The sequence below is a fragment of the Pseudomonas sp. JV245A genome, assembly GCF_032424515.1.
Lineage (GTDB): Bacteria > Pseudomonadota > Gammaproteobacteria > Pseudomonadales > Pseudomonadaceae > Aquipseudomonas > Aquipseudomonas protegens.
The window spans coordinates 15,081-36,495 of record NZ_VYKE01000045.1 but is presented as its reverse complement, the minus strand read 5'-3'; the positions used below and the strand labels follow the sequence as shown (position 1 = coordinate 36,495).

Annotated in this window: 15 protein-coding genes and 1 pseudogene; 12 read left to right on the top strand and 4 right to left on the bottom strand. The window is 64.1% G+C overall.

The features are described 5' to 3' along the window. Positions 1-8 precede the first annotated feature (8 nt). From F6S12_RS14925 to F6S12_RS14905, 5 genes are read left to right on the top strand one after another with little or no spacing between them, the layout of a single operon-like run. Positions 9-5,333, top strand: coding sequence for a type I polyketide synthase (locus F6S12_RS14925; protein WP_315869036.1), 5,325 nt, complete (start codon positions 9-11; stop codon positions 5,331-5,333). 50 nt (positions 5,334-5,383) lie between these two features. Further along, complete coding sequence (locus tag F6S12_RS14920) at positions 5,384-7,018, top strand: NAD(P)/FAD-dependent oxidoreductase (protein ID WP_053158244.1); 1,635 nt, start codon at positions 5,384-5,386, stop codon at positions 7,016-7,018. Between the two features lies 1 nt (position 7,019). Beyond that, positions 7,020-8,162: an L-prolyl-[peptidyl-carrier protein] dehydrogenase gene (gene pltE, locus F6S12_RS14915; protein ID WP_011061083.1), complete on the top strand. Its 1,143-nt coding sequence runs from the start codon at positions 7,020-7,022 to the stop codon at positions 8,160-8,162. Then, on the top strand, positions 8,159-9,655 hold the full coding sequence (pltF, locus tag F6S12_RS14910; protein WP_315869035.1) for an L-proline--[L-prolyl-carrier protein] ligase: 1,497 nt from the start codon (positions 8,159-8,161) through the stop codon (positions 9,653-9,655). Before pltE ends, pltF begins: the two co-directional genes overlap by 4 nt. Before the next feature lie 3 nt (positions 9,656-9,658). Then, the gene (locus F6S12_RS14905) at positions 9,659-10,441 is read left to right on the top strand and encodes a thioesterase II family protein (RefSeq protein ID WP_011061085.1); all 783 of its coding nucleotides are present in this window, start codon (positions 9,659-9,661) and stop codon (positions 10,439-10,441) included. A gap of 5 nt (positions 10,442-10,446) precedes the next feature. Here F6S12_RS14905 and F6S12_RS14900 read toward each other — a convergent pair whose 3' ends face one another. Next, the gene (locus tag F6S12_RS14900) at positions 10,447-11,082 is read right to left on the bottom strand and encodes a TetR/AcrR family transcriptional regulator (protein ID WP_182999891.1); all 636 of its coding nucleotides are present in this window, start codon (positions 11,080-11,082) and stop codon (positions 10,447-10,449) included. A 111-nt stretch (positions 11,083-11,193) separates the two neighbouring features. Here F6S12_RS14900 and F6S12_RS14895 point away from each other — a divergent pair, with 111 nt between their 5' ends. The 6 genes from F6S12_RS14895 to F6S12_RS14870 all read left to right on the top strand — a co-directional run bounded on the left by F6S12_RS14895 (position 11,194) and on the right by F6S12_RS14870 (position 18,427). After that, entirely contained in the window at positions 11,194-12,207 is a 1,014-nt protein-coding gene (locus F6S12_RS14895; protein ID WP_315869034.1) for an HlyD family efflux transporter periplasmic adaptor subunit, read from the top strand. Then, positions 12,204-13,973 carry an ATP-binding cassette domain-containing protein gene (locus F6S12_RS14890; RefSeq protein WP_041117996.1) on the top strand — a complete coding sequence of 590 codons (1,770 nt, stop codon included), beginning with the start codon at positions 12,204-12,206 and terminating at the stop codon, positions 13,971-13,973. The genes F6S12_RS14895 and F6S12_RS14890 overlap by 4 nt, the downstream gene beginning before the upstream one ends. Positions 13,974-13,976: 3 nt before the next feature. Beyond that, entirely contained in the window at positions 13,977-15,125 is a 1,149-nt protein-coding gene (locus F6S12_RS14885; RefSeq protein WP_315869033.1) for an ABC transporter permease, read from the top strand. A gap of 4 nt (positions 15,126-15,129) precedes the next feature. Continuing rightward, a complete protein-coding gene (locus F6S12_RS14880; RefSeq protein ID WP_015635464.1) occupies positions 15,130-16,248 on the top strand; it encodes an ABC transporter permease in 1,119 nt (372 codons plus the stop codon). Between the two features lie 11 nt (positions 16,249-16,259). After that, positions 16,260-17,756 (top strand): efflux transporter outer membrane subunit, encoded by a 1,497-nt coding sequence (locus F6S12_RS14875; protein WP_315869032.1) that lies wholly within the window; start codon positions 16,260-16,262, stop codon positions 17,754-17,756. A 71-nt stretch (positions 17,757-17,827) separates the two neighbouring features. Next, on the top strand, positions 17,828-18,427 hold the full coding sequence (locus F6S12_RS14870; protein ID WP_169891728.1) for a LysE family translocator: 600 nt from the start codon (positions 17,828-17,830) through the stop codon (positions 18,425-18,427). A 116-nt stretch (positions 18,428-18,543) separates the two neighbouring features. On the opposite strand, the pseudogene F6S12_RS33810 reads toward F6S12_RS14870, so the two are convergent. After that, positions 18,544-18,729: pseudogene (locus F6S12_RS33810) on the bottom strand (hypothetical protein); the annotation flags it as partial. Positions 18,730-18,880: 151 nt separating this feature from the next. Here F6S12_RS33810 and F6S12_RS14865 point away from each other — a divergent pair. Next, a complete protein-coding gene (locus F6S12_RS14865; protein ID WP_315869031.1) occupies positions 18,881-19,270 on the top strand; it encodes a hypothetical protein in 390 nt (129 codons plus the stop codon). A 205-nt stretch (positions 19,271-19,475) separates the two neighbouring features. Here F6S12_RS14865 and F6S12_RS14860 read toward each other — a convergent pair whose 3' ends face one another. Further along, positions 19,476-20,474 (bottom strand): NADP-dependent oxidoreductase, encoded by a 999-nt coding sequence (locus F6S12_RS14860; protein ID WP_161466859.1) that lies wholly within the window; start codon positions 20,472-20,474, stop codon positions 19,476-19,478. A 58-nt stretch (positions 20,475-20,532) separates the two neighbouring features. Further along, complete coding sequence (locus F6S12_RS14855) at positions 20,533-21,411, bottom strand: alpha/beta fold hydrolase (protein WP_182999894.1); 879 nt, start codon at positions 21,409-21,411, stop codon at positions 20,533-20,535. Positions 21,412-21,415 lie beyond the last annotated feature (4 nt).

Genomic DNA, 21,415 nt, shown 5'->3' with positions numbered 1-21,415 from the left:
AGGCCTTTATGGATAACGATGTCCGCGATGTAAGCAAGGAACAGCTGCAAGAGAGTCTTGCTCAGGCAATCACCACCATCCGTGCGCTCAAGGAAAAGGTGGCCGGCAAGAGCTCGGCGCCTGTCGAACCGATCGCCGTAGTGGGCCTGGGGTGCCGGCTGCCGGGCAGTGCCGACACACCGAAGCGGCTGTGGAGCCTGCTGAAAAACGCCACCGATGCGGTGGGCGACATGCCCAGCGACCGTCTGTACGGCACCGACTATTACCATCCTGATCCCCAGGCACCCGGCAAGGCCTACGTCATGCGCGGTGGCTTCATCGAGGGGGTGGATCAGTTCGACCCGGGCTTCTTCGGCATTTCGCCCAAGGAAGCCGAAGGCATGGACCCCCAGCAGCGCCTGGCCCTGGAGGTTGCCTGGGAGGCCCTGGAGAACGCCGCGATCGCCCCCGACAGCCTGCATGGCAAGAAGCTCGGCGTGTTTATGGGGGTCAGTACCAATGATTACGTGCGCCTGCGCCAGCAGTTGGGCGCGGTCGAGGACGTCAACGCCTACCAGTTCTATGGCGAAACCAGCTTCGTGGCCGGGCGCATTGCCTACACCCTGGGCTCCAGGGGCCCGGCGGTGGTGCTCGACACCTCCTGCTCCTCATCCCTGGTGGCCCTGCACCAGGCCTGCAACAGCCTGCGCAGCCGCGAGAGCGAGCTGGCGCTGGCCGGTGGGGTCAACCTGATCCTGTCGCCCTACGGTTTCATCCTGGTCAGCAAGCTGCGGGCCGTGGCCCCCGATGGCCGCTGCAAGACCTTCGACGCGGCGGCCGATGGCTACGGGCGCGCCGAAGGCTGCGTGATCCTTGCGCTCAAGCGGCTGAGCGATGCGGTACGCGACCAGGACCCGGTGCTGGCCGTGATCGAGGGTAGTGCGGTCAACAACGACGGCGCCAGCAGCGGCATCACCGTGCCCAACATCCACGCCCAGGAAGAGGTGATCAGGCTGGCGCTCGGCCAGGCCGGGCTCCAGGGCAGCGAGGTCGACTATGTCGAGGCCCATGGCACCGGCACCGCGCTGGGCGACCCGATCGAACTGCACGCCCTGCATGCGGTACTGGGCAAGCAGCGGCCCGTGGATGCACCGCTGCTGGTGGGCTCGATCAAGGCCAACATGGGGCATCTCGAACCGGTCGCCGGGGTGACCGGGCTGGCCAAGGTCCTGCTGTGCCTGCAACAAGAGGCCCTGGTGCCCCAGGTGCACTTCAACACGCCCAACCCGCGGATCGAATGGGATCGCCTGGCCCTGAAGGTGGTCACCGAATCCACGCCCTGGCCACGCCAGGGCAAGGCGCGGCACGCCGGTGTCAGTTCGTTTGGTGTCACCGGCACCAACGCCCATGTGCTAGTGGGCGACGCGCCGCTGCGCGAACGTGCCCAGGGGCGCGACAACCCCTGGCAGCTGATCACTCTGTCGGCCAAGGGCGAGACGCCCCGGCGCCAGATTGCCGGACGCTATGAACGTTTTATCGCCGACAACAGCCAGCTCGAACTCAAGGACCTGTGCTACACGGCGAACGTCGGGCGGGCGCACTTTGGCCATCGTTTCGCGGCCGTGGCCGATAGCCGTGAGGGGCTGCGCGAGCAACTGGCAGCCTATGCGTCACGCAAGGTCGTGGGGCATGTATTCGAAGGGCGCTGCCAGGGAGCGGCGGCGCCGCTGGTGATGCTCTTTCCGGGGCAGGGCTGCCAGTACCGGGCAATGGCCCAGGCACTGTATGACAGCGAACCATTCTTCAAGGCGCAGATCGATGAATGCCGCGCCCTGTTGCAGCCGCTGATGGACGTGGACCTGCTGACCCTGGTGCTGGACGCGGGTGCGGCCAGTGACAGCTACCTGCAACAGACCCGCTATGCCCAGCCGGCGATATTCGCGGTCGAATATGCCCTGGCGCGGTTGTGGATGCATTGGGGGGTCGCTGCCGATGCGCTGTTCGGACACAGTTTCGGCGAGATCGGTGCAATCTGTGTGGCCGGGGCGGTATCCCTGGCTGACGCGCTGCGTATGGTGGAGGCGCGTGGGCGCCTGGCCCAGCAACTGATGACGGCCGGCGGCGCGATGTACGCACTGGGCATGAGCGAGGCGCAACTGCTGGAGCTGCTCAAGGACCGGCCCGGCAGCGCGATCGAACTGGCGGCGGTCAACAGCCCGCAGGACGTGGTGGTGGCCGGGCCGCAAGCCGAGGTCCAGGCGCTGGCCGAAGCGGCACTCGCCAGCGGTTGCAAGGTCAAGAAGCTTGCGGTTTCCCATGCCTTCCATACCGCAGCCACCGAGCCGATGCTTGAAGCGTTCCGCCAGACGGTGGCGCAGATCACCTTCAGCGAGCCGCGCTTGCCGGTCATCAGCAGTGTCACTGGCCGGGTGCATACGCTCTCCAGCCTGAGCTCGCCCGATTACTGGTGTACGCACACCCGCCAGGCCGTGAGGTTCAGCGAAGGGGTCAACACCCTGATCGCAGAGCTGGGGGTGAAAACCTTCCTTGAAGTGGCCTCCGATGCTGTGTTGACGCCGCTGATCGGCCGTCACCCCCTGGCGGACGACAGCCTGGTCCTGGCCAGCCTGCGCCGGGCCGGCGATCCGTCCAGGGACCTGCGCCTGGCCGCCGCGCAGCTCTACGTGGGCGGCCATAACCTCGACTGGGCCCGGCTGCACGAGCATGACGGGGCCTTGCGCCAGGCCTTGCCCGGGTATGCGTTTCAGCGCCAGCGCTACTGGTTCGACAACGCCAGCGGCTCGCCCCTGCAACAGGTCGCTGCGGGAGCGGTCGGCCGGCTGCTGGGGCACTCGGTCAATGCACCCACTCCGGCATTCGAGTCGACGCTCGATAGCGCGCTCCTGCAGGCCGTGGGCGGCGAGATCCGCGATGACCTGGCGCTGCTGCGTCCTGACCGGTTGCTGGCAGCCCTGAGCGATGAGCTGGCCGGCCACTTGCAGCTGGACACCTATGGGGTGAGCCTCGCCAGCATCACCCCGGCCCTGGCGTTCCATGTCGATGACCAGTTGCATCTGTTCACCGAACTCAAGCCGCTGTCCGGGGCGGCCTGGGAGGTCAACTGCTCGGCCCTGAGCGCAGCGGCCAAGGTTGCCGGTGCCGATTGGCAGCCGGTCCTGTCGCTGACCCTGGAAGGCCTGCCGGCGGCTGTCCGGGGCGGCCTGCCGGACCCGGGCCATGCCGCCGCCCAGGACGCAGGCTTTGTCTACCACATGCAGTTGCCGGCAGAACCCGATCCGAACGGCAATCGCCTTGGGCAGGTCCTCGAGTACCTGGGGCAGGCGGTGCCGGGCGATGCGCCGGGCTCGATAAGCGGCATCCGCCGCTGGGTCGCCAGCCGGTCCGCTTCGCCCCGGGCACAAAGCCTGGTGATTGCCACGAGCCAGGCACATCCGCAGCAGTTCGACTGCGCCTTGTACGATGCGCACGGCCAGTGTGTAGGCAGCCTGGAAGGGCTAACCCTGGCTGCCGCCCCGAGTGAGGAGGCGCTGCGTGGCATGCTTTACCAGCCCGACGTGCTCTACAGCCTGGATTGGCTCGAACGCCCTCGCCAGCGCGCCGAAGTGCCGCAGCAGGGCCGCTTGTTCACCCTGGTCAGCCGCTCGCCGGAGACCGCCGCTCCCCTGGTCGAACACCTGCAGCGTGGCGGGCATCGTGCCCGGGTCCTGTGCCCGCAGCAGTTGCTCGATAGCGCGCGGAGGGTGCTGGCCCAGGACCCGAGCCAGGCATTGACCGATGAAGGCGAGGCCTTGGCCGCCGATATCATCGTGCTCGATGGCAAAGACATCGAGGATGCCGGCTCGACCACGCTGCAGAGCCTGTCGAGCCTGCAGGCGACACTGTTCCACCCGTTGCTGGAGATGGTCCAGGCGCTCATCGAACTGGGCCCGCGCGGTGGCCGGTTGTGGCTGGTGACCCAAGGGGCAAACCCTGTTGGCCTGGATCGCGACCAGCCCCTGCAAGTGGCGACCGGGCCGTTGTGGGGGCTGGGCAAGACGCTCGCCCTGGAGCACCCCGAACACTGGCGCGGGCTGATCGACCTGGCCCCCGACGATCCTCACTGGGCAAGGGCGCTGGCCGAAGAAGTCAGCGACCCCGATGGCGAGGACAAGATCTGCCTGCGCCCGGGCAAGCGTTATGTCCAGCGCCTGAACCATTTCAGCGCTGCGCAGTTGCCAGCACAGGCCTATGCACCTTGCCCGCAGGGCAGTTACCTGATTACCGGCGGCATGGGTGGAATTGGCCTGGCCATGGCCCAGTGGCTTCTGGATAAAGACGCGGGCGCTGTGCTGATCACCGGCCGGCGGCCACTGGAGGATGTCGCCACGGGCCTGGAGCGCTTCGGCGCTGCGGCATCGCGGGTGAGTTACGTCCAGGCCGACATCACCTCGCCCCAGGACATGCAGCGGCTGTTCTGCGGTCTGGAGGCGTCGGGCGCGAGCCTGAAGGGCATCTTCCATGCCGCCGGAATTTCAATTCCGCAGGATCTCAAGGACGTCGACCGTGACAGTTTCGACCAGGTGATGCGGCCCAAGGTCGAGGGCACCTGGTTGTTGCACGAACTGTCCCTGGGGCTGGACCTGGACTTCTTTGTCCTGTGTTCGAGCATCGCCAGTGTCTGGGGTTCGCAGCATGTCGCCAGCTACGCAGCCGCCAATCAGTTCCTCGACAGCCTGGCGTGGCAGCGTCGGGCCATGGGCCTGAGTGCCCTGGTGATCGACTGGGGGCTGTGGGCCGGCGGCAGTCACCTGTTCGACGAGCAGGTGCTGAATTTCCTCACCAGCGTTGGCTTGAAACAGATCGCCCCGGTACAGAACGTCGGCCTGCTGTCGCGGATTCTGGCCAGCGAGCTGCCCCAGATGGTGGTGTCAGGGGTGGACTGGAATCGCTTCAAGCCACTGCTCGAATCCCGCGGCCCGCAACCGCTGCTGCAGTACATCCGCAGCCAGGCTCCGACCGCCAGGGCCGGCGACAGCAGCAACGTGGAGATCCTGCAGCAACTGGCGGGCGCCGACGAAGCCGCTGCCCTGGCATTGCTGGATGACTACGTGTGGGAGCAGTACGCGCAGTTGCTCGGGGTCAAGACCGAACAGGTGCGGGCCAAGCTCGAGGATGGCGGCAGCCTGATGGACTACGGCCTGGACTCGCTGCTGGTGATGGACATGGTCGCCCGCTGCCGGCGCGATCTGAAGCTGGAGATCAAGGCCCGCGAGTTTCTTGAGTGTCCGGGCCTGATGTGGCCGGACTTCCTGGCCCGTTCGATAAAGGAACAGGGCTGCGTGGCCGAGGCCTGACGGGCCGCGGGCAGTGCAACCCAGACCCATGATCTGTGATTGAGGTGGTTATGAACGATGTGCAGTCTGGCAAGGCGCCAGAGCATTACGACATTCTCTTGGCGGGCAACAGCATCAGCGTGATCATGCTCGCCGCCTGCCTGGCCCGGAACAAGGTCCGGGTCGGTTTGTTGCGCAACCGGCAGATGCCCCCCGACCTTACCGGTGAGGCGACGATTCCCTATACCTCGATGATTTTCGAGCTGATTGCCGACCGCTATGGCGTGCCGGAAATAAAGAATATCGCCCGCACCCGGGATATCCAGCAGAAGGTGATGCCGTCTTCCGGGGTCAAGAAGAACCTCGGGTTCATCTATCACCAGCGCAGCCGGGCGGTGGACCTGGGCCAGGCGCTGCAATTCAACGTGCCCTCCGAGCATGGCGAGAACCATCTGTTCAGGCCCGATATCGATGCCTATCTGCTGGCGGCGGCCATCGGTTATGGCGCGCAGCTGGTGGAGATCGACAACAGCCCAGAGGTGCTGGTCGAGGACAGCGGGGTCAAGGTAGCTACGGCGCTGGGACGCTGGGTCACTGCCGATTTCATGGTTGATGGCAGCCAGGGCGGCCAGGTGCTGGCGCGGCAGGCGGGCCTGGTCAGCCAGGCTTCGACGCAGAAGACCCGGACCCTGGAATTCTCCACTCATATGCTCGGGGTGGTGCCGTTCGATGAGTGCGTGCAGGGCGACTTTCCCGGCCAGTGGCATGGCGGCACTCTGCATCACGTGTTCGACGGGGGCTGGGTGGGGGTCATCCCGTTCAACAACCATCAGCACTCGCGCAACCCTTTGGTCAGCGTGCTGGTTTCACTGCGTGAGGACCTCTGCCCGAGCATGGACGGCGACCAGGTCCTGGCCGGCCTGATCGAGCTGTACCCCGGCCTGGGGCGGCACCTGTCCGGCGCCCGGCGGGTGCGCGAGTGGGCGCTGCGCCAGCCGCCCCGGCAGGTCTATCGCACGGCGCTCGAACGCCGCTGCCTGATGTTCGATGAGGGCGCCGCGAGCAACGACCTGTTGTTCTCGCGCAAGCTGTCCAATGCTGCGGAACTGGTTCTGGCCCTGGCGCACCGGCTGATCAAGGCGGCGCACAGCGGTGACTACCGCAGCCCGGCCCTGAATGATTTTGTCCTGACCCAGGACAGCATCATCAGCTTGAGTGACCGGATCGCCTCAGCGGCCTATGTGTCGTTTCGCGACCCCGAGCTGTGGAATGCCTTCGCCCGTGTCTGGCTGCTGCAGTCGATTGCCGCCACCATCACCGCGCGCAAGATCAACGATGCCTTTGCCAAGGACCTGGACCCGCAAGTGTTCGATGAAATCGACCAGCTCGCAGAGGACGGTTTCTGGATGCCTCTGTATCAGGGGTACAAGGATATTCTCAACACTACGCTGGGCCTTTGTGATGACGTCAAAAGCGCCAAGGTCTCTGCTGCGCACGCGGCGAGCAGCATCTTTGCGGAGCTTGCCAACGCCAGTTTTGTTCCGCCTATTTTTGATTTTGCTAATCCTCACGCTCGTGTCTATCAACTGACCACCTTGAGAAAGCTCAAGGCGCTCTGGTGGGGCCTGATGCAAGTGCCCTCAGAGGTCGGGCGGCTGATTTTCTATCGATCCTTCAGAAAACCTTCCCTGCGCAAGGAGAGTTGAAATGGACTTCAACTACGACGATACCCAGAAAAAACATGCGGCCATGATCGCCCAGGTGTGTGCCGAGCAACTGGCGGCCTGTGGCAATGAACACTCGCGGTATTTCACTGCCCGGCAATGGGCGATCTGCGGCGAGGCCGGATTGCTGGGGCTGTCGATTCCCCGGGAATACGGTGGCCAGGGCCTGGGTGCACTGTCGACGGCCATTGCCATGCACGCCTTTGGCCTGGGTTGCACAGACATGGGCCTGGTGTTCGCGGCGGCGGCCCACCAGTTTGCCTGTGCGATGCCGATCGTCGAGTTCGCAACAGCGGAAACCAAACGCGATGTGTTGCCCAAACTTGCCAGCGGTGAATTCATCGGCTCCAACGCGATCACCGAACCCGAGGCCGGCTCCGACTCCAGCAATTTGAAGAGCCGTGCCTGGCCCCAGGCCGATGGCAGTTATCGCCTTGACGGCCACAAGAGCTTTGCCGGCAATGCGCCGATTGCCGACATCTTCGTGACTTATGCCACCACCCAGCCCGAGTACGGTGCCCTGGGGGTCAGCGGTTTTATCGTCCACCGCAGCAGTGCGGGGCTCAGGGTCAGTGAGCCCCTGGACAAGGTATGCCTGAGAAGCTGCCCCGCGGGTGAAGTGTTCTTTGACGATTGCAGGGTTCCTGAGGTCAACCGCCTGGGTGAGGAGGGGCAGGGCCGGCAGGTGTTCCAGAGCTCCATGGGCTGGGAGCGTGCCTGCCTGTTCGCAGCGTTCCTGGGGATGATGGAGCGGCAACTGGAACAGACCATCGAGCATGCGCGCACCCGGCGCCAGTTTGGCAAGCCGATTGGCGACAACCAGGCGGTTTCGCACCGTATCGCGCAAATGAAGCTGCGCCTGGAGTCGGCGCGGTTGCTGCTGTTCCGGGCGTGCTGGGGCATGGACCAGGGCGATCCGGGGCAGCTCAACATTGCCCTGTCGAAACTGGCCATCAGTGAAGGGGCGCTGGCATCGAGCATCGATGCGGTGAGGATTTTCGGCGGCCGGGGCTGCCTGGAGTCTTTCGGGATCGAGGCGATGCTGCGCGATTCCATCGGCACTACGATCTTTTCCGGCACCAGCGACATGCAGCACGAGATCATTGCCCGGGAGCTGAAGCTATGAAGCTGCTCCATGAACGGATGATGCACAGCCTTGCCCGCTACCCGCGGCAGACGGCGGTGGTGGATGAGCAGGATGCCTTGAGCTACGAGGCGCTGGAGCTCAGGACCCGGGAATTCGTGGCGATGCTCTGTGCCCTGGGGGTCGGCCAGGGGCAGCGGATACTGCTCTGGGCGCACAAGTCGGTGGACCTGGTGGCGGTCATGCAGGCGGCCCTGCGGCTGGGGGTGGTGTATGTGCCGGTGGACCCTCTGAGCCCGGTGTCGCGCCTGGAAAAGATCGCCGGGGATTCCCAGGCCGTGCTGGTCCTCTGCACCGCGGCACGCCAGGAAGAACTTGCCGGCTCCGCGCTTGCCCAGGTGCGCAGCGTGGTCCTGGACGACCCGGCCAGCGCCGGCTACTGGCGCAACATCGATACCGGCTCCAGCGTAGTGCCGACGCTGGACATCCAGCCGGACGATCTGGCCTACATCCTTTACACCTCCGGGTCCACCGGCGTGCCCAAAGGGGTTGCGCTCAGCCACGGCAATGCCCTGGCTTTCGTCGACTGGGCGTGCGAGCGCTATTGCTTCCAGCCTGGCGAGCGTTTCGCCAACCATGCCCCACTGCATTTCGACCTGTCGGTCCTGGACATCTACTGCGCGCTCAATGTGGGCGCGACGGTGTGCCTGGTTCCCGAGTCGATCGCGTTCTCGCCGCGGCTGCTGACCGACTTCATCCGCCAGCACGAAATCAGCATTTGGTACTCGGTGCCCTCGGTACTCATGATGATGATGCAAGACGGCGACTTGCTCAGCGATATCCAGGACACCCTGCGGGTACTGTTGTTCGCCGGCGAGCCTTTTCCGATCAAGCACCTGCGTGACCTGCGCGCGGCCTATGCCGATGTGCGTCTGGCCAATCTCTTCGGCCCCACGGAAACCAATGTGTGCACCGCATTCGAGGTCGGCGCCATCGATCCCGAGCGCGTGCTCCCGGTGCCCATCGGCACGGCCGCCTCCGGCAACCAGGTGTGGGCGCAAAAGCCTGATGGCAGCCGCTGCGCAGTGGGTGAAGAAGGTGAGCTGGTGGTGCAGGGGCCTACGGTCATGCTGGGCTATTTCGCCAAGCCGGCTCAGGAGGGGCCCTACAAGACCGGCGATATGGTCAGGCAGCGGCCTGACGGCAACTACGAATACCTGGGGCGTCGTGACGACATGCTCAAGGTGCGTGGCAACCGGATCGAGCGCGGGGAAGTCGAAGCCGCGCTGCTGGCCCATCCCCAGGTCAGCGAGGCCGCCGTGCTGGTGGTCGGGGAGGGGATGAACGCGCAGTTGTGGGGCGTGCTGGTCGCTCACACCCGGGGCGCTCTTTCGCTGATCGACCTCAAGCGCCACTGCGCCCAGCGCCTGCCTCGCTACATGATCATCGACAAGGTGCTGTGCCTGGACGCACTGCCACGCAACGCCAATGGCAAGGTCGATCGCTTCGCCCTGGCCAGGCAGGTGGAGGGCTGACCCATGGGAACTCCATCACGCGTGGCCAAGGACGCCTGGTTTCCCTATGCCAGCCGGCCTCGGGGCAAGATGCGCCTGTTCACCTTTCCCTATGCCGGGAGCGGGGCCTCGGTCTTTCATCGCTGGTTCCTGCCCCTGTACGACCAGGTCGACCTGTATGCCTTGCAGTTGCCGGGCCGCGAGGGTCGCAGCCAGGAGGCCTGCTACAGCGACATGCAGGCGGCGGCCAATGACGTGGCCGACTGCCTGGAGCAGTTTGGCGATGATATCCCCTGCTGTTTCTTCGGCCACAGCATGGGCGCCTTGCTGGCCTTTGCTGTCGCCGGCGTGCTGCAGGAGCGGCGGTTGCCGATGCCGCAGCAACTGATGCTCTCGGGCATGGTTGCGCCCCATGTGCGGCAACGGGTAGCACCGCTGCACCAGCTGCCGGCAGAGCAGGCCATCGCCGCGCTGCAGGCCATGGGGGGCGTGCCGGCGGTGGTGCTGGCCGAGGAGGACCTGATGCAGATGTACCTGCCCATCATTCAGGCCGACATACAGATGGTCTACTCCTACGCCGGTGCCCAGCCGCAGCCGCTGGACACCCGCATGATCTGCCTGAGCGGCGCCCAGGACCTGATTGCGCCGCCTGCGCAGATGCAGCAGTGGCGGCGCTACACCCTGGGCGGCTTCGAGCAGTTCGTGTTTGCCGGTGGCCATTTCTTTCTCGACGCCCAGGTCATGTCGCGGGTCAAAACAGTGCTGGGCAGCGCCCTGCACAATCAGCCTGGCAGTCTGGCGGTGTGAGCCGACTATTGGGCAATGGCCGCGAGGCCGGACCTGGCGAACAGCTTGAAGTGGGCTTTCAGGGCGTTGGCGTCGTGTTGCAGGACGGCTTGCAGCGGGCTGGGCTGCTGGCGATCTATCACCGCCAGCATCAGGCAGGGCGCGATGATGCTGATGGTGCAACGCGCCAGCGCCGGGTCACCGATCGGAAAGCTGGTGATCTCGCTGATGAGCGCTTCCAGCAGACGGAATTTGGGCATCACTTCTTCTTGCACAAGGCTGGTGAAATGGACAGTGGGCGCCAGTATTTCCCGTGCACAGACTTTGCTTTGCCAGCTCTGCTCATCGAGCACCCGGGTGACGATGGCATCGATGAAGCTATCGAGCTTGATCAGCGCCGGCTCTTCGCTTTGCGCCAACTGCGACAGGGCTTCGAAGCTCACCAGCTGCTTGTGTCCCTCGATCAGCACCGCCTTGTACAGGGCTTCCCGGCTACCGAAGTGGTAGTTGATGGCGGCGAGGTCGGCGCCGGCTTCTTCACAGATGAGCTTGCTCGCGGTGTTGGCATAGCCATGCTGGGCAAACAGGCGGGCAGCCACTTCGAGAATGCGGATTTTAGTGTGTTCGCCGTCGCTTCTGCTGGTTCTGCGTCGCGTGTTCATGATGTTCCTCGTGGTCTGAGCGGGGGGTTGCTTCATGGCCAGTATCTGTTATTTTCTAATTTAAATTCAAATTGAATTTTAATTAGGCCTTGGCAAACAAAGGACTCATGGATGAAGAAGCAGTTGATTGTAGGGGTTGCCGTACTGCTGGTGGCCACAGCGGGTGTTTCCTGGTTTCTCCTTCGCCCCGAGAAGCAGAACGACCACCTCAAGCTCCATGGCAACGTCGACATTCGCCAGGTGTCCCTGGCGTTCGACGGCAGTGAGCGAATCGCCGCGCTGTATGCCGAAGAGGGCGACCTGGTGCAGCCAGGCCAGGTCCTGGCGGAACTCGACACACGCACACTGCGCCTGGAAATAAATCGCTCCAAGGCCAGGATCGGCGCCCAGGAACAGGCGCTGCTGCGCTTGAAAAATGGCACACGGCCTCAAGAGGTCGAGCAGTCCAAGGCACGTTTTGATGCCGCCCAGGCGCAAATGCAGCTGGCTCAACTGCACATGCAGCGCCTGCGCAGGATCGCCGACGACACCCAGGGCAAGGGCGTCAGCCAGCAACGCCTGGACCAGGCAGTCGCCCGCTTGCAAGTGGCCAAGGCCCAGTCGCAGGAGCAGCGCGAATCCTGGACCCTGGCCAAGATCGGCCCACGCAATGAAGACATCGCCCAGGCCACGGCCGACCTGCAAGCCTCCAGGGCCGACCTGGACCTGCTGGAACATTACCTGGCGCGCGCTCAGCTCAAGGCGCCGACCCAGGCCCGGATCCGCACGCGCCTGCTGGAGCCGGGGGATATGGCCTCGCCGCAGCGCCCGGTGTTTGCCCTGGCCCTGACCGACCCCAAGTGGGTACGGGCCTATGTCAACGAACGCCAGTTGGGCCACATACGTGCGGACCAGATGGCGCGGGTCTACACCGACAGCTTTCCTGACCAGGCCATCGACGGCAAAGTCGGCTACATCTCCTCGGTTGCCGAATTCACCCCCAAGTCGGTGGAAACGGAAGACCTGCGCACCAGCCTGGTCTACGAGATCCGGGTGCTGGTCAAGGACCCTGACGATCGCCTGCGGCTCGGTATGCCGGCGACCGTCTACCTTGACCAGGCACCGGTGGCCGGGGCCACGCCATGAGTGCGCCAGCGGTAACGGTTCAGGCTGTTGAACTGGTCAAGCGCTTTCGCAGTGGAACGCGAGAACAGTTGGCTCTGGAGCAGGTTTCTCTGGAGGTGCCCAGTGGCAAGTTGAGTGCCCTGGTGGGGCCGGACGGGGCCGGAAAAACCACCCTGTTGCGGATGATTGCCGGCTTGCTCAAGGCCGACGAAGGGCTGTTGAAGGTGCTGGGGCTGGACGTCGCCGCAGATCCGCAGCAGGTGCAGGACCTCATCAGCTACATGCCGCAGAAGTTCGGCCTGTACGAAGACCTGACGATCCAGGAAAACCTCGAACTCTACGCCGACCTGCATGGCGTGCGCGCCCAGCAGCGCGAGGAGCGCTTTTCCCGGTTGCTGCAGATGATGGACCTGACGCGTTTTCGCGACCGGCTGGCCGGACAGCTTTCCGGCGGCATGAAACAGAAACTGGGGCTGGCCTGTACCCTGGTCCGCTCACCGCAGCTGTTGCTGCTGGACGAGCCCACCGTGGGGGTGGATCCGCTGTCGCGGCGGGAACTGTGGAGCATCATCGAACAACTGATCGAGCAGGAAAACCTCACGGTGCTGATCAGCACTGCCTACATGGACGAGGCCCAGCGTTGCGCCCAGGTCTTTGTGCTGTACCAGGGGCGGCTGATCGCCCAGGGGCCACCGGCGCAGTTGTGCCATCTGGCGCAGGGCCTGTGCTATGGCGTCGGCCCCGAGGCCGGCACCCCGGCCAGGCTGTTGCAGGCGCGCTTGCTTGACGACAATGAACACATCATCGATGCCGTGCCCGAAGGCGGCATGGTTCGCTTTATCCGCAGCGCCCAGGTGCCTCTGCAGGCCATTCCATCCCTGGCTGGCCAGGCCTCTCCCCAGGCGCTGGAGGCCCGCCTCGAAGATGGCTTCATGGTGTTGCTCCGGCAACAGGTTGGCAGCGTTGCAAGCCTGGACGAGCCGGCGCAGGCGCCCGCCAGCGACGGCCAGGGCGACGCTGCCTCTGGGCGTGCGGTGGTCATCGAGGTCCGCGACCTGGTGCGCAAGTTCGGGGACTTCACCGCGGTTGCCAGCACCTCGTTCGAGGTGTTGAAGGGCGAGATATTCGGCTTGCTGGGCCCCAACGGAGCCGGCAAGACCACCACGTTTCGCATGCTTTGCGGTTTGCTTCCCGCCTCCAGCGGGCACCTTGAGGTGGCCGGCGTCAACCTGCGCACCGCACGGGCGGCGGCGCGGCGCAAGATCGGCTACGTCTCGCAGAAGTTCGCCCTGTACGCGAACCTGTCGGCCCTGGAGAACCTGCGCTTCTTCGGCGGCGCCTATGGCCTGCACGGCGCGAAGCTGAAAGCGCGGGTGGCGTTGATGCTCGAACAGTTCGACCTCGACGAACACAAGCACCTGCGCAGCGGCGAGCTGCCCGGTGGCTACAAGCAGCGCCTGGCCATGGCGGTCGCGCTGCTGCACGAGCCGCAGATCCTGTTTCTCGACGAACCCACCAGCGGTATCGACCCCTTGGCCCGTCGGGCGTTCTGGCGCCGTATCACCGCCCTGGCGCAAAGCGGCACGACGATCGTGATCACCACCCACTTCATGGAAGAGGCCGAGTACTGCGACCGTATCGTCATCCAGGATGCCGGACGGCTGCTGGCCCTGGGCACTCCGGAACAGGTACGCCACCAGGGCAGCGAGTCGCTTGCCGACATGAACAGCGCCTTCATTGCCGTGGTCGAGCGTGCTCGGGCCCAGGCCAGCGCCCCGGTGCAGTGAGGAATGACCATGACTGACTCCAATCGATCCGCCTCAGGGTTCAGGCGCAGGCTCATTGCGCTCACCCGAAAGGAGTTGCGCCAATTGATGCGTGACAAGAGCAACCTGGCGATAGGCATTGTCCTGCCCATCGTACTGATCCTGATATTTGGCTACGGCCTGTCCTTGGACATTCGCAACACGCCGCTGGCCGTGGTCCTGGAAGACAGCTCCCCCAGCGCCCGCAGCGTGGTGGCGAAGCTTGCGAGTTCGGACTACTTCTCGGTGGTCCAGGTGACCAGCATGGCCGAGGCCCAAGCGCTGATGGACAAGCGTCGGGTCGACGGCATCGTGCGCGTGCCGGCGGATTTTTCCAGGCGCCTCGAACAGCAGGATGCGCGCTTGCAATTGCTCCTGCATGGCGCCGATGCCAACAGCGCGGCGACCCTTGGACGCTATGTCAGGGGCGCGCTGAATGTCTGGCAACAGCAGCAGTTCGACCGCTCCCGGCAGCCCCAGTCGGCCGGTCGGGTGCTGGTCGTTGAACGCATGTGGTTCAACGCCGCCAACAGCAGTACCTGGTACCTGGTGCCGGGGCTCATCGCCCTGATCATGACCCTGGTGGGTGCCTTCCTGACCTCTCTGGTACTGGCCCGGGAGTGGGAGCGGGGCACGCTCGAATCACTGTTCGTCACCCCGGTCAGGTCGATCGAAATACTCCTGGCCAAGATCATTCCCTATTTCCTGGTGGGCCTGCTGGGCCTGGTGATGTGCCTGGTTTCGGCGCGGTTGCTGTTCGAGGTACCGATCCAGGGTTCGCTGGTGCTCCTGCTGTTGAGCTCCATGCTCTACCTGCTGGTCACCCTGGGCATTGGCCTGCTGATTTCGGCGAAGACACGCAACCAGTTCCTGGCCAGCCAGATCGCGATCATCTTCAGCTTCCTGCCGGCGCTGATGCTCTCGGGGTTCCTCTTCGATCTGCGCAATGTGCCGACGTTCATCCGCGTGGTGGGCTCGATCCTGCCGGCGACTTACTTCATGGAACTGGTCAAGACCCTGTTCCTGGCTGGCAACAACTGGCCATTGATCGCCAAGAACCTCGCAATCCTCGTGGCCTACGCCGTGTTCCTGTTGAACGCTGCACGCCTGTGCACCCGCAAGAAGCTGGATTGAAGCCATGGACAAGCTGATGAATTTCCTACGCGAGTTGCTGTTCCTGTTTCAGAAGGAGTTCCTGGCCATCGTCAAGGACCCGGCCAACCGGGTGATCCTGATTGCCCCGGCGATCGTCCAGTCATTGCTGTTCGGCTACGGCGCCACCTACGACCTGAACTACGTGCCCTATGCCGTGCTGGATCAGAGCCAGGGGCGCGCTTCGACAGAGCTTTTGGCACGCTTCGATGCCTCCGGGGTATTTGCCCGAGTGTCGACCCTGACCAGCGTCGATGAGATCGCCCCGGTAATCGACCGGGGCAGTGCCTTGCTGGTGCTGCATATCGCCGCAGACTTCGACGAGCGCCTGAGCCGGCATGAAAACGCCGGCTTGCAGTTGATCCTCGATGGGCGCAACTCGACGACCGCGGGAATGGCGGCCGGGCATATCGCCAACCTGGTGGCTGACTTCAACCAGCAGTTCCTGGCGGTGGACAACGCGCCGGTACGCCTGGAGACCCGTGCCTGGTTCAACCCCAACCTGCAAACCCGCTGGAACATAGTGCCGGGCCTGATCGCCGCGCTGAGCATGATCCAGACCCTGATGCTGGCGGCGTTGTCGGTAGCCAGGGAGCGCGAGCAGGGCACCTTCGACCAACTGCTGGTGACTCCGCTGACGCCTTTCGTGATCCTGCTGGGCAAGGCCCTGCCGTCGGTACTGATCGGTCTTTTGCAGTCCAGCCTGATCCTCCTCATCGGCCTGTTCTGGTTCAAGATCCCCATGATCGGCTCCGTGCTGGACCTGTACCTGGGGCTGTTCGTCTTCACCAGCGCCTGCGTGGGCATCGGGCTGTCGATCTCGGCGCTGTCGGCCAACATGCAGCAGGCCATGGTGTACACCTTCGTGCTGATGATGCCGCTGATCCTGCTCTCCGGCCTGATCACCCCGGTGCACAGCATGCCCGAGGCCCTGCAACTGCTGACCTATCTCGATCCGCTGCGCTTTGCCATCGACCTGGTCAGGAGGATCTACCTGGAGGGGGCAACGCTGGCGGATGTGTCCTGGAACCTGGTGCCCATGTTTGCCGTTGCGCTGGTGACCCTGCCGCTGGCTGCGTGGCTGTTTCGCAATCGATTGGTGTGATAAGGAACGTCATGAAAACTACTCACTCTGGATACCTGCGTAATGGGCTGACGCTGGCCATGCTGCTGGCCATCACCGCCTGCACCGTCGGGCCCGATTTCAAGGCCCCGGCAGTTCCCAGCCCGGAACGCTGGACGGATTGGCACAGTGGTCCGCCAGCGTCTTCGGTGCCGGGCAAAGCCCCGGCGACCACCTCGCAAACCGCAGACGGCAACTGGTGGCAGGTGTTTGGCGACCCGGTGCTGGACCAGCTGCAGGCCCAGGTGCGCGAAGGCAGCCCGGACCTGCACACGGCCTTGCTGCGGTTTGCCCAGGTGCGGTTGCAACGCCAGATAGTCGCTTCCCTGGAAACGCCCGAAGTGTCCTTTTCCGCGGCGGCTTCGCGAAACCGGCAAAGCCGGTATGCGCCGAACAATCGAATGCTTGAAGCCTTGGGCAGCGACAGTGATGCCCTGGAAAAGGTGCTTACCGACCCTTATAGCCTGTACCAGGCCGGGTTCGACGTTTCATGGGAGCTGGATCTCTGGGGGCGGGTGTCACGCCTGGGTGAAGCCGCCCAGGCCGAGGTCGATGGTGCGGCCGCGACCCTGGACGACGTGTTGCTCAGTGTCTCCAGCGAGCTGGCGCGAAACTACTTCGAAGTGCGTACCGCACAGCGCCAGATCCGTCTTCTGGAGCAGGAGGCACAGATCCTGGCCGCGCACCTGCAAGTGGTTGCCGTCCAGGCCCGGGAGGGCGAGGAAGATGGGTTCGCGGTGGAACGCCAAGAGGCACGGCTGGCCTCGCTGCATGCACAGATACCGGGTTGGAAGGCGCTGCACACCCAGGCGGGCAACCGTATTGCGCTGTTGCTGGGGGAGCATCCCGGAGCCCTGGAAACCTTGCTCGCGGAGCGGCCTGATAATGCCTTGAGCCGCCCGCTGCCCAACCTGCAGTTGGGCCTGCCTGGCGACCTGGCCCGGGAGCGTCCGGACATCCGCGCGGCCCAGGCCCGCTTGCACCGGGCGACGGCGGGCATCGGAGTGGCCGAGGCCGAACTGTACCCGAGCGTGATGCTGGGGGCCGACTTCGGCTTCGAATCCTACAAGAGCGGCCAGTTTGCCGACTGGAGCAGCCGCACCTGGTCGGTAGGGCCGCGCCTGGACCTGCCGCTGTTCGACCGTGGGCGGCGCAGCAAGACCGTGGTCCTGCGCACACTCGAACAGCAAGAGGCGGCCGTGGCATTTCACCAGACCGTACTGGCAGCCTGGCAGGAAGTGGACGATGCGATGAGCCGCTACCACAACGAATACCAGCGTGCCGCGCACCTCAAGGACAGCTATGACAGCAAGGCCCGCACCTATGAGTGGACCCGCGTCCGGTACGCGGCCGGGGAGGCCAGCTACCTGGAGGAACTGGAAGCGCAGCGCACCGTGCTGGAGGCGCAGCGCGACCTGGTCAATAGCGACAGTCAACTGCGTACTCACCTGATCAGCATTTACAAATCCATGGGTGGGCATTCCACCTGAGCCCCTGAAACGCTGCCTCTGGCAGCACTCCCCCCAGACCCACTTTCCTAACGGAATAGGAAGCCATGCAAATGGATGACCTCTACAAGATCGCGCTTTTTTCGTCCCTGATACTGGTAGTGCCGGGGCCCTCAAACACCTTGCTGCTGGCCTCGGGCTTCAAGTTCGGCGTGTTGCGCTCGCTGCCACTGGTGTTGATCGAAATGCTCGGCTACACCGTTTCGATCTGCACCTGGGGCTGGGGGCTTGTGCTGCTGTCCCACGACTACCCGTGGCTGATCCACCTGATCAAGCTGCTGTGCGCCTTGTACATAGCGGCGCTGGCCTTGAAGACCTGGAAGACCTCTACCACCGGAGCCCAGCACACCGAGCGCTTTGAGAGCTGGCCACGGCACCTGTTGATTGCGACCTTGCTCAACCCCAAGGGGCTGATCTTCGCCAGTGTGATCTTCCCGGCCAGCTCATTCGCCAGCCTGGGGGATTTCCTGCCGTCATTGAGCGCTTTCTTCCTGGCACTGGCGCCAATAGCCTTGCTCTGGGTCTCGCTGGGGGCGGGCATTCGAGCCCAATACCTGGGGCGGGTTTCTGGACCGCTGTTTTCCCGGGGCACCGCCGTCGTTCTGGCGCTGTTTTCCGCCACCCTCACTTACACCGTGGTTCGTGCGGTGTAGGTGTTTTTGCCGCGGCTTTCAGCGCCCAAGTGAGGCTAGGGCAATGGCGCTGTTGAGAGAGGCCCTTGTACCCCCCGTGTTCCAGCACCGCTCTGTTGTCGCCAGCACCCGGGGGCTCATTCCACGTAGCGCAGCCACACATGGGTGCGACCGCTAACAGCCTCGACAACCGTTGAAACCACGGCTTGCCGGTCTTCCTCGGGGGTGTTGTAGAGCGCACAAAAATCGCTCGCCACCGCGCTGGCTACGCAAAGGTCGGCAGGCCCTGCACGCAGGAAGCCAAGGTAAGACGCGCCAACCCCCTTCATCCGGGATTTTGCTCGCCAGTGGGGCGGTTTTTGGGACGGCGCGCACCCACGGGCGCTGAGCGGTGGCGTTGATCCGATGAACAGGGCGTTTGGCGGATGCTAATCTGCGCCTTCCGGACAAACGGTGGGCCAGTGGATGCAGAGGATGTTGAGTGAAGCCGAGCTTCACAAGGTGCTGGAAGCGATCGAAAGCGACTCCTGCCATGACCTGAATCGTCTGTATGACGGGATGCAGATAGACCGGTGTGCTCTTTTCAATCAAGTCGCCATGGCGGTGGCCCGGCTCTTTATCGAGGGGCAGCGCGACTTTCATTACGGCGATGCGGTCATGAATACCTTGTTCAGTGACATTGTTGATGTGTCCTTGAACGCTGACATGCCCGAGCCGGCCTTTTCCATCTACCTCGCGTTTGATGCGGGAGAGTATCGTCACCCGGGGGATGGGCAGGATGAGTTGCCTTGGGAAAAGTGGACGCGGCCGGCGCTTGAACGGATTCTGCGCGAAGCCGATGAGGGGGCGTCGGCCGAGGTTTAGCCGGCCTGGGTCGCGGCCAGAACCGCCGGCGAACTCACGCGGTTTCGCTACGGCTCCAGCATCAAGCGGCGCCAAAGGATCTGTGGCAGCGCGACAGCATCGGCTGGCGCTTGCGGCTCCGGCCTCTCCGGCGCCTGGGCTGACGTTGCCTCGCGGGGCCCAGGCGCTCTTGTCGACTCGGTCGGGTCATCGGTCGGCGATGGGGTCATTTGATCCTGACCACCACCTTGCCCTTGGTTCGTCCCTGCTCGACGTACTGCAAGGCCTCTGCCGTCGATTCGAAACTGAAGCTGCGATCAACCACAGGCTTGATGATTCCGGCCTCGATCAGCGCGGTGATCTGTTGCAGCTGGGCGCCGTCGGCCCGCATGAACACAAAGGCGTAGCGGACGTCCCGCTGGCGCGCCTTGCGCCGGATACCGAAGCTCAAGAGGCGCATGACCTGCTGCAACGGCCAGGCCAGCCCTTGCTCCTGGGCGAATTGCACCGTGGGTGGCCCGGAGATGGAAATCAGCTGTCCGCCGGGCTTGAGGACCTTGAGGGACTTTTCCAGTACGTCGCTGCCCAGGCTGTTCAACACCAGGTCGTAGTCATGCAGGACGCTTTCGAAGTTCTGCTGCTTGTAGTCGATCACCTGATCGGCGCCCAGGGCTTTGACCCATTCGACATTCGCCGTGCTGGTGGTGGTCGCGACGAAAGCGCCGAGGTGTTTGGCCAGCTGGATGGCAAGGGTGCCGACACCGCCTGCGCCTGCGTGGATCAGCACTTTCTGGCCCTTTTTCAGTTGGGCGGTTTCCACCAGCACTTGCCAGGCGGTGAGTGCGACCAAGGGGATCGACGCGGCCTCGGTCATGCTGGTGTTGGCAGGTTTCAGGGCGATTGCGTTTTCGTTCACGGCGATCCACTGGGCGAACGTCCCGATCCGTGTTTCAGGCGGGCGCGCGTAGACTTCGTCTCCCGGCTTGAAGCGTTGCACTTGGGGGCCAACCTCAACCACGACGCCCGCCAGGTCGTTGCCCAGTACGAGCGGCAATGCATAGGGCAGGATCAGCTTGAATTCGCCGTTGCGGATCTTCGAGTCCAGCACGTTGACGCTGCTGGCGTGGACCTCGATCAACACGTCGTGGGCACCCAGCGTGGGCGTGGGCGCTTCGCCCATGCGCCCACTGTTCTTGCCATAGCGATCAATTAGAAAGGCTTTCATCGTGGTGCGGCTCTTGTCGGTTGGAATAGGTGTGGGCGGTGCTTGGGTGGGGTTGCTGTCATGGGGCTCTGTCCTCAAGGAACGCCCGGACCTTGGCCACGAAGTCCGCGTGGTACTGGAAAATGCCGCCGTGCCCGGCGTCCTCATACATCACTAGCTGTGCGTTGGGGACACGCTTGGCCAGGGCATGAGAGTTGATGCTGGGCACCATGATGTCGTTGTCGCCATTGACGATCAGCGTCGGCGCCCGCAAGCGCCCAAGATTCTGCGGTGCCTGTCTGCCCCACGCGGTGATGGCTTGCAACTGGCGCAGGAAGGCGCCGGGCGTTGGGCCCTTGTCGCGATGCTTGCTGCGGGCTTTCAGGCGTTGCAGATATTCCGAGGCGGCTCGACGACCATTGGGCGTCGAGGTAAAGAACAGGTAGTACTTGGGATCGCGCAAGGTCAGCAAGCCTTTGAGCATCAAGGGCCAGGTCACCGAGCCGACCTTGTCGATACCGGTGCCGCCGGCCGGTCCGGTGCCGGTGAGAATCAAGCGGCGCACCAACTGGGGGGCTTGCAGGGCGATGTCCTGAGCGACGAAACCGCCGAGTGAGAAGCCCAGGATATCGACGCTCTTGAACCCCAGGGCCTGTATCAGCTCAATGGCGTCTTGCGCCATGTCGCCGACCGTCAGGGGGGCGGTTCCACCCGAGCCGCCGATGCCGCGATAGTCGGTGGTGATGACTCGCCGGGTCTGTGCCAGCCCATCGATTATTGCCGGGTCGAAGTGGTCCAGCACCGCGCCCCAGTGGTTAAACAGCACCAGGGGCACGCCGCCCGCGGGACCGGTATCGCGATAGGCGAAGGGAATGCCCCTGACCATGATCGACTGGTTCGCCGCGTTGATGAACGACGTCTGCAAAGCCGGGGGGAAGGTTGTCTGCGTTGGATTCATTGCT

What these genes read in the sequence shown, in the direction of transcription:
- pltF (WP_315869035.1), top strand. Translation starts at nt 8,159, where the DNA reads ATGAAGCTGCTCCATGAACGGATGATGCACAGCCTTGCCCGCTACCCG.
- pltE (WP_011061083.1), top strand. Translation starts at nt 7,020, where the DNA reads ATGGACTTCAACTACGACGATACCCAGAAAAAACATGCGGCCATGATC.
- F6S12_RS14890 (WP_041117996.1), top strand. Translation starts at nt 12,204, where the DNA reads ATGAGTGCGCCAGCGGTAACGGTTCAGGCTGTTGAACTGGTCAAGCGC.
- F6S12_RS14880 (WP_015635464.1), top strand. Translation starts at nt 15,130, where the DNA reads ATGGACAAGCTGATGAATTTCCTACGCGAGTTGCTGTTCCTGTTTCAG.
- F6S12_RS14860 (WP_161466859.1), bottom strand. Translation starts at nt 20,474, where the DNA reads ATGAAAGCCTTTCTAATTGATCGCTATGGCAAGAACAGTGGGCGCATG.
- F6S12_RS14865 (WP_315869031.1), top strand. Translation starts at nt 18,881, where the DNA reads ATGTTGAGTGAAGCCGAGCTTCACAAGGTGCTGGAAGCGATCGAAAGC.
- F6S12_RS14875 (WP_315869032.1), top strand. Translation starts at nt 16,260, where the DNA reads ATGAAAACTACTCACTCTGGATACCTGCGTAATGGGCTGACGCTGGCC.
- F6S12_RS14920 (WP_053158244.1), top strand. Translation starts at nt 5,384, where the DNA reads ATGAACGATGTGCAGTCTGGCAAGGCGCCAGAGCATTACGACATTCTC.
- F6S12_RS14900 (WP_182999891.1), bottom strand. Translation starts at nt 11,082, where the DNA reads ATGAACACGCGACGCAGAACCAGCAGAAGCGACGGCGAACACACTAAA.
- F6S12_RS14895 (WP_315869034.1), top strand. Translation starts at nt 11,194, where the DNA reads ATGAAGAAGCAGTTGATTGTAGGGGTTGCCGTACTGCTGGTGGCCACA.
- F6S12_RS14885 (WP_315869033.1), top strand. Translation starts at nt 13,977, where the DNA reads ATGACCATGACTGACTCCAATCGATCCGCCTCAGGGTTCAGGCGCAGG.
- F6S12_RS14855 (WP_182999894.1), bottom strand. Translation starts at nt 21,411, where the DNA reads ATGAATCCAACGCAGACAACCTTCCCCCCGGCTTTGCAGACGTCGTTC.
- F6S12_RS14870 (WP_169891728.1), top strand. Translation starts at nt 17,828, where the DNA reads ATGGATGACCTCTACAAGATCGCGCTTTTTTCGTCCCTGATACTGGTA.
- F6S12_RS14925 (WP_315869036.1), top strand. Translation starts at nt 9, where the DNA reads ATGGATAACGATGTCCGCGATGTAAGCAAGGAACAGCTGCAAGAGAGT.
- F6S12_RS14905 (WP_011061085.1), top strand. Translation starts at nt 9,659, where the DNA reads ATGGGAACTCCATCACGCGTGGCCAAGGACGCCTGGTTTCCCTATGCC.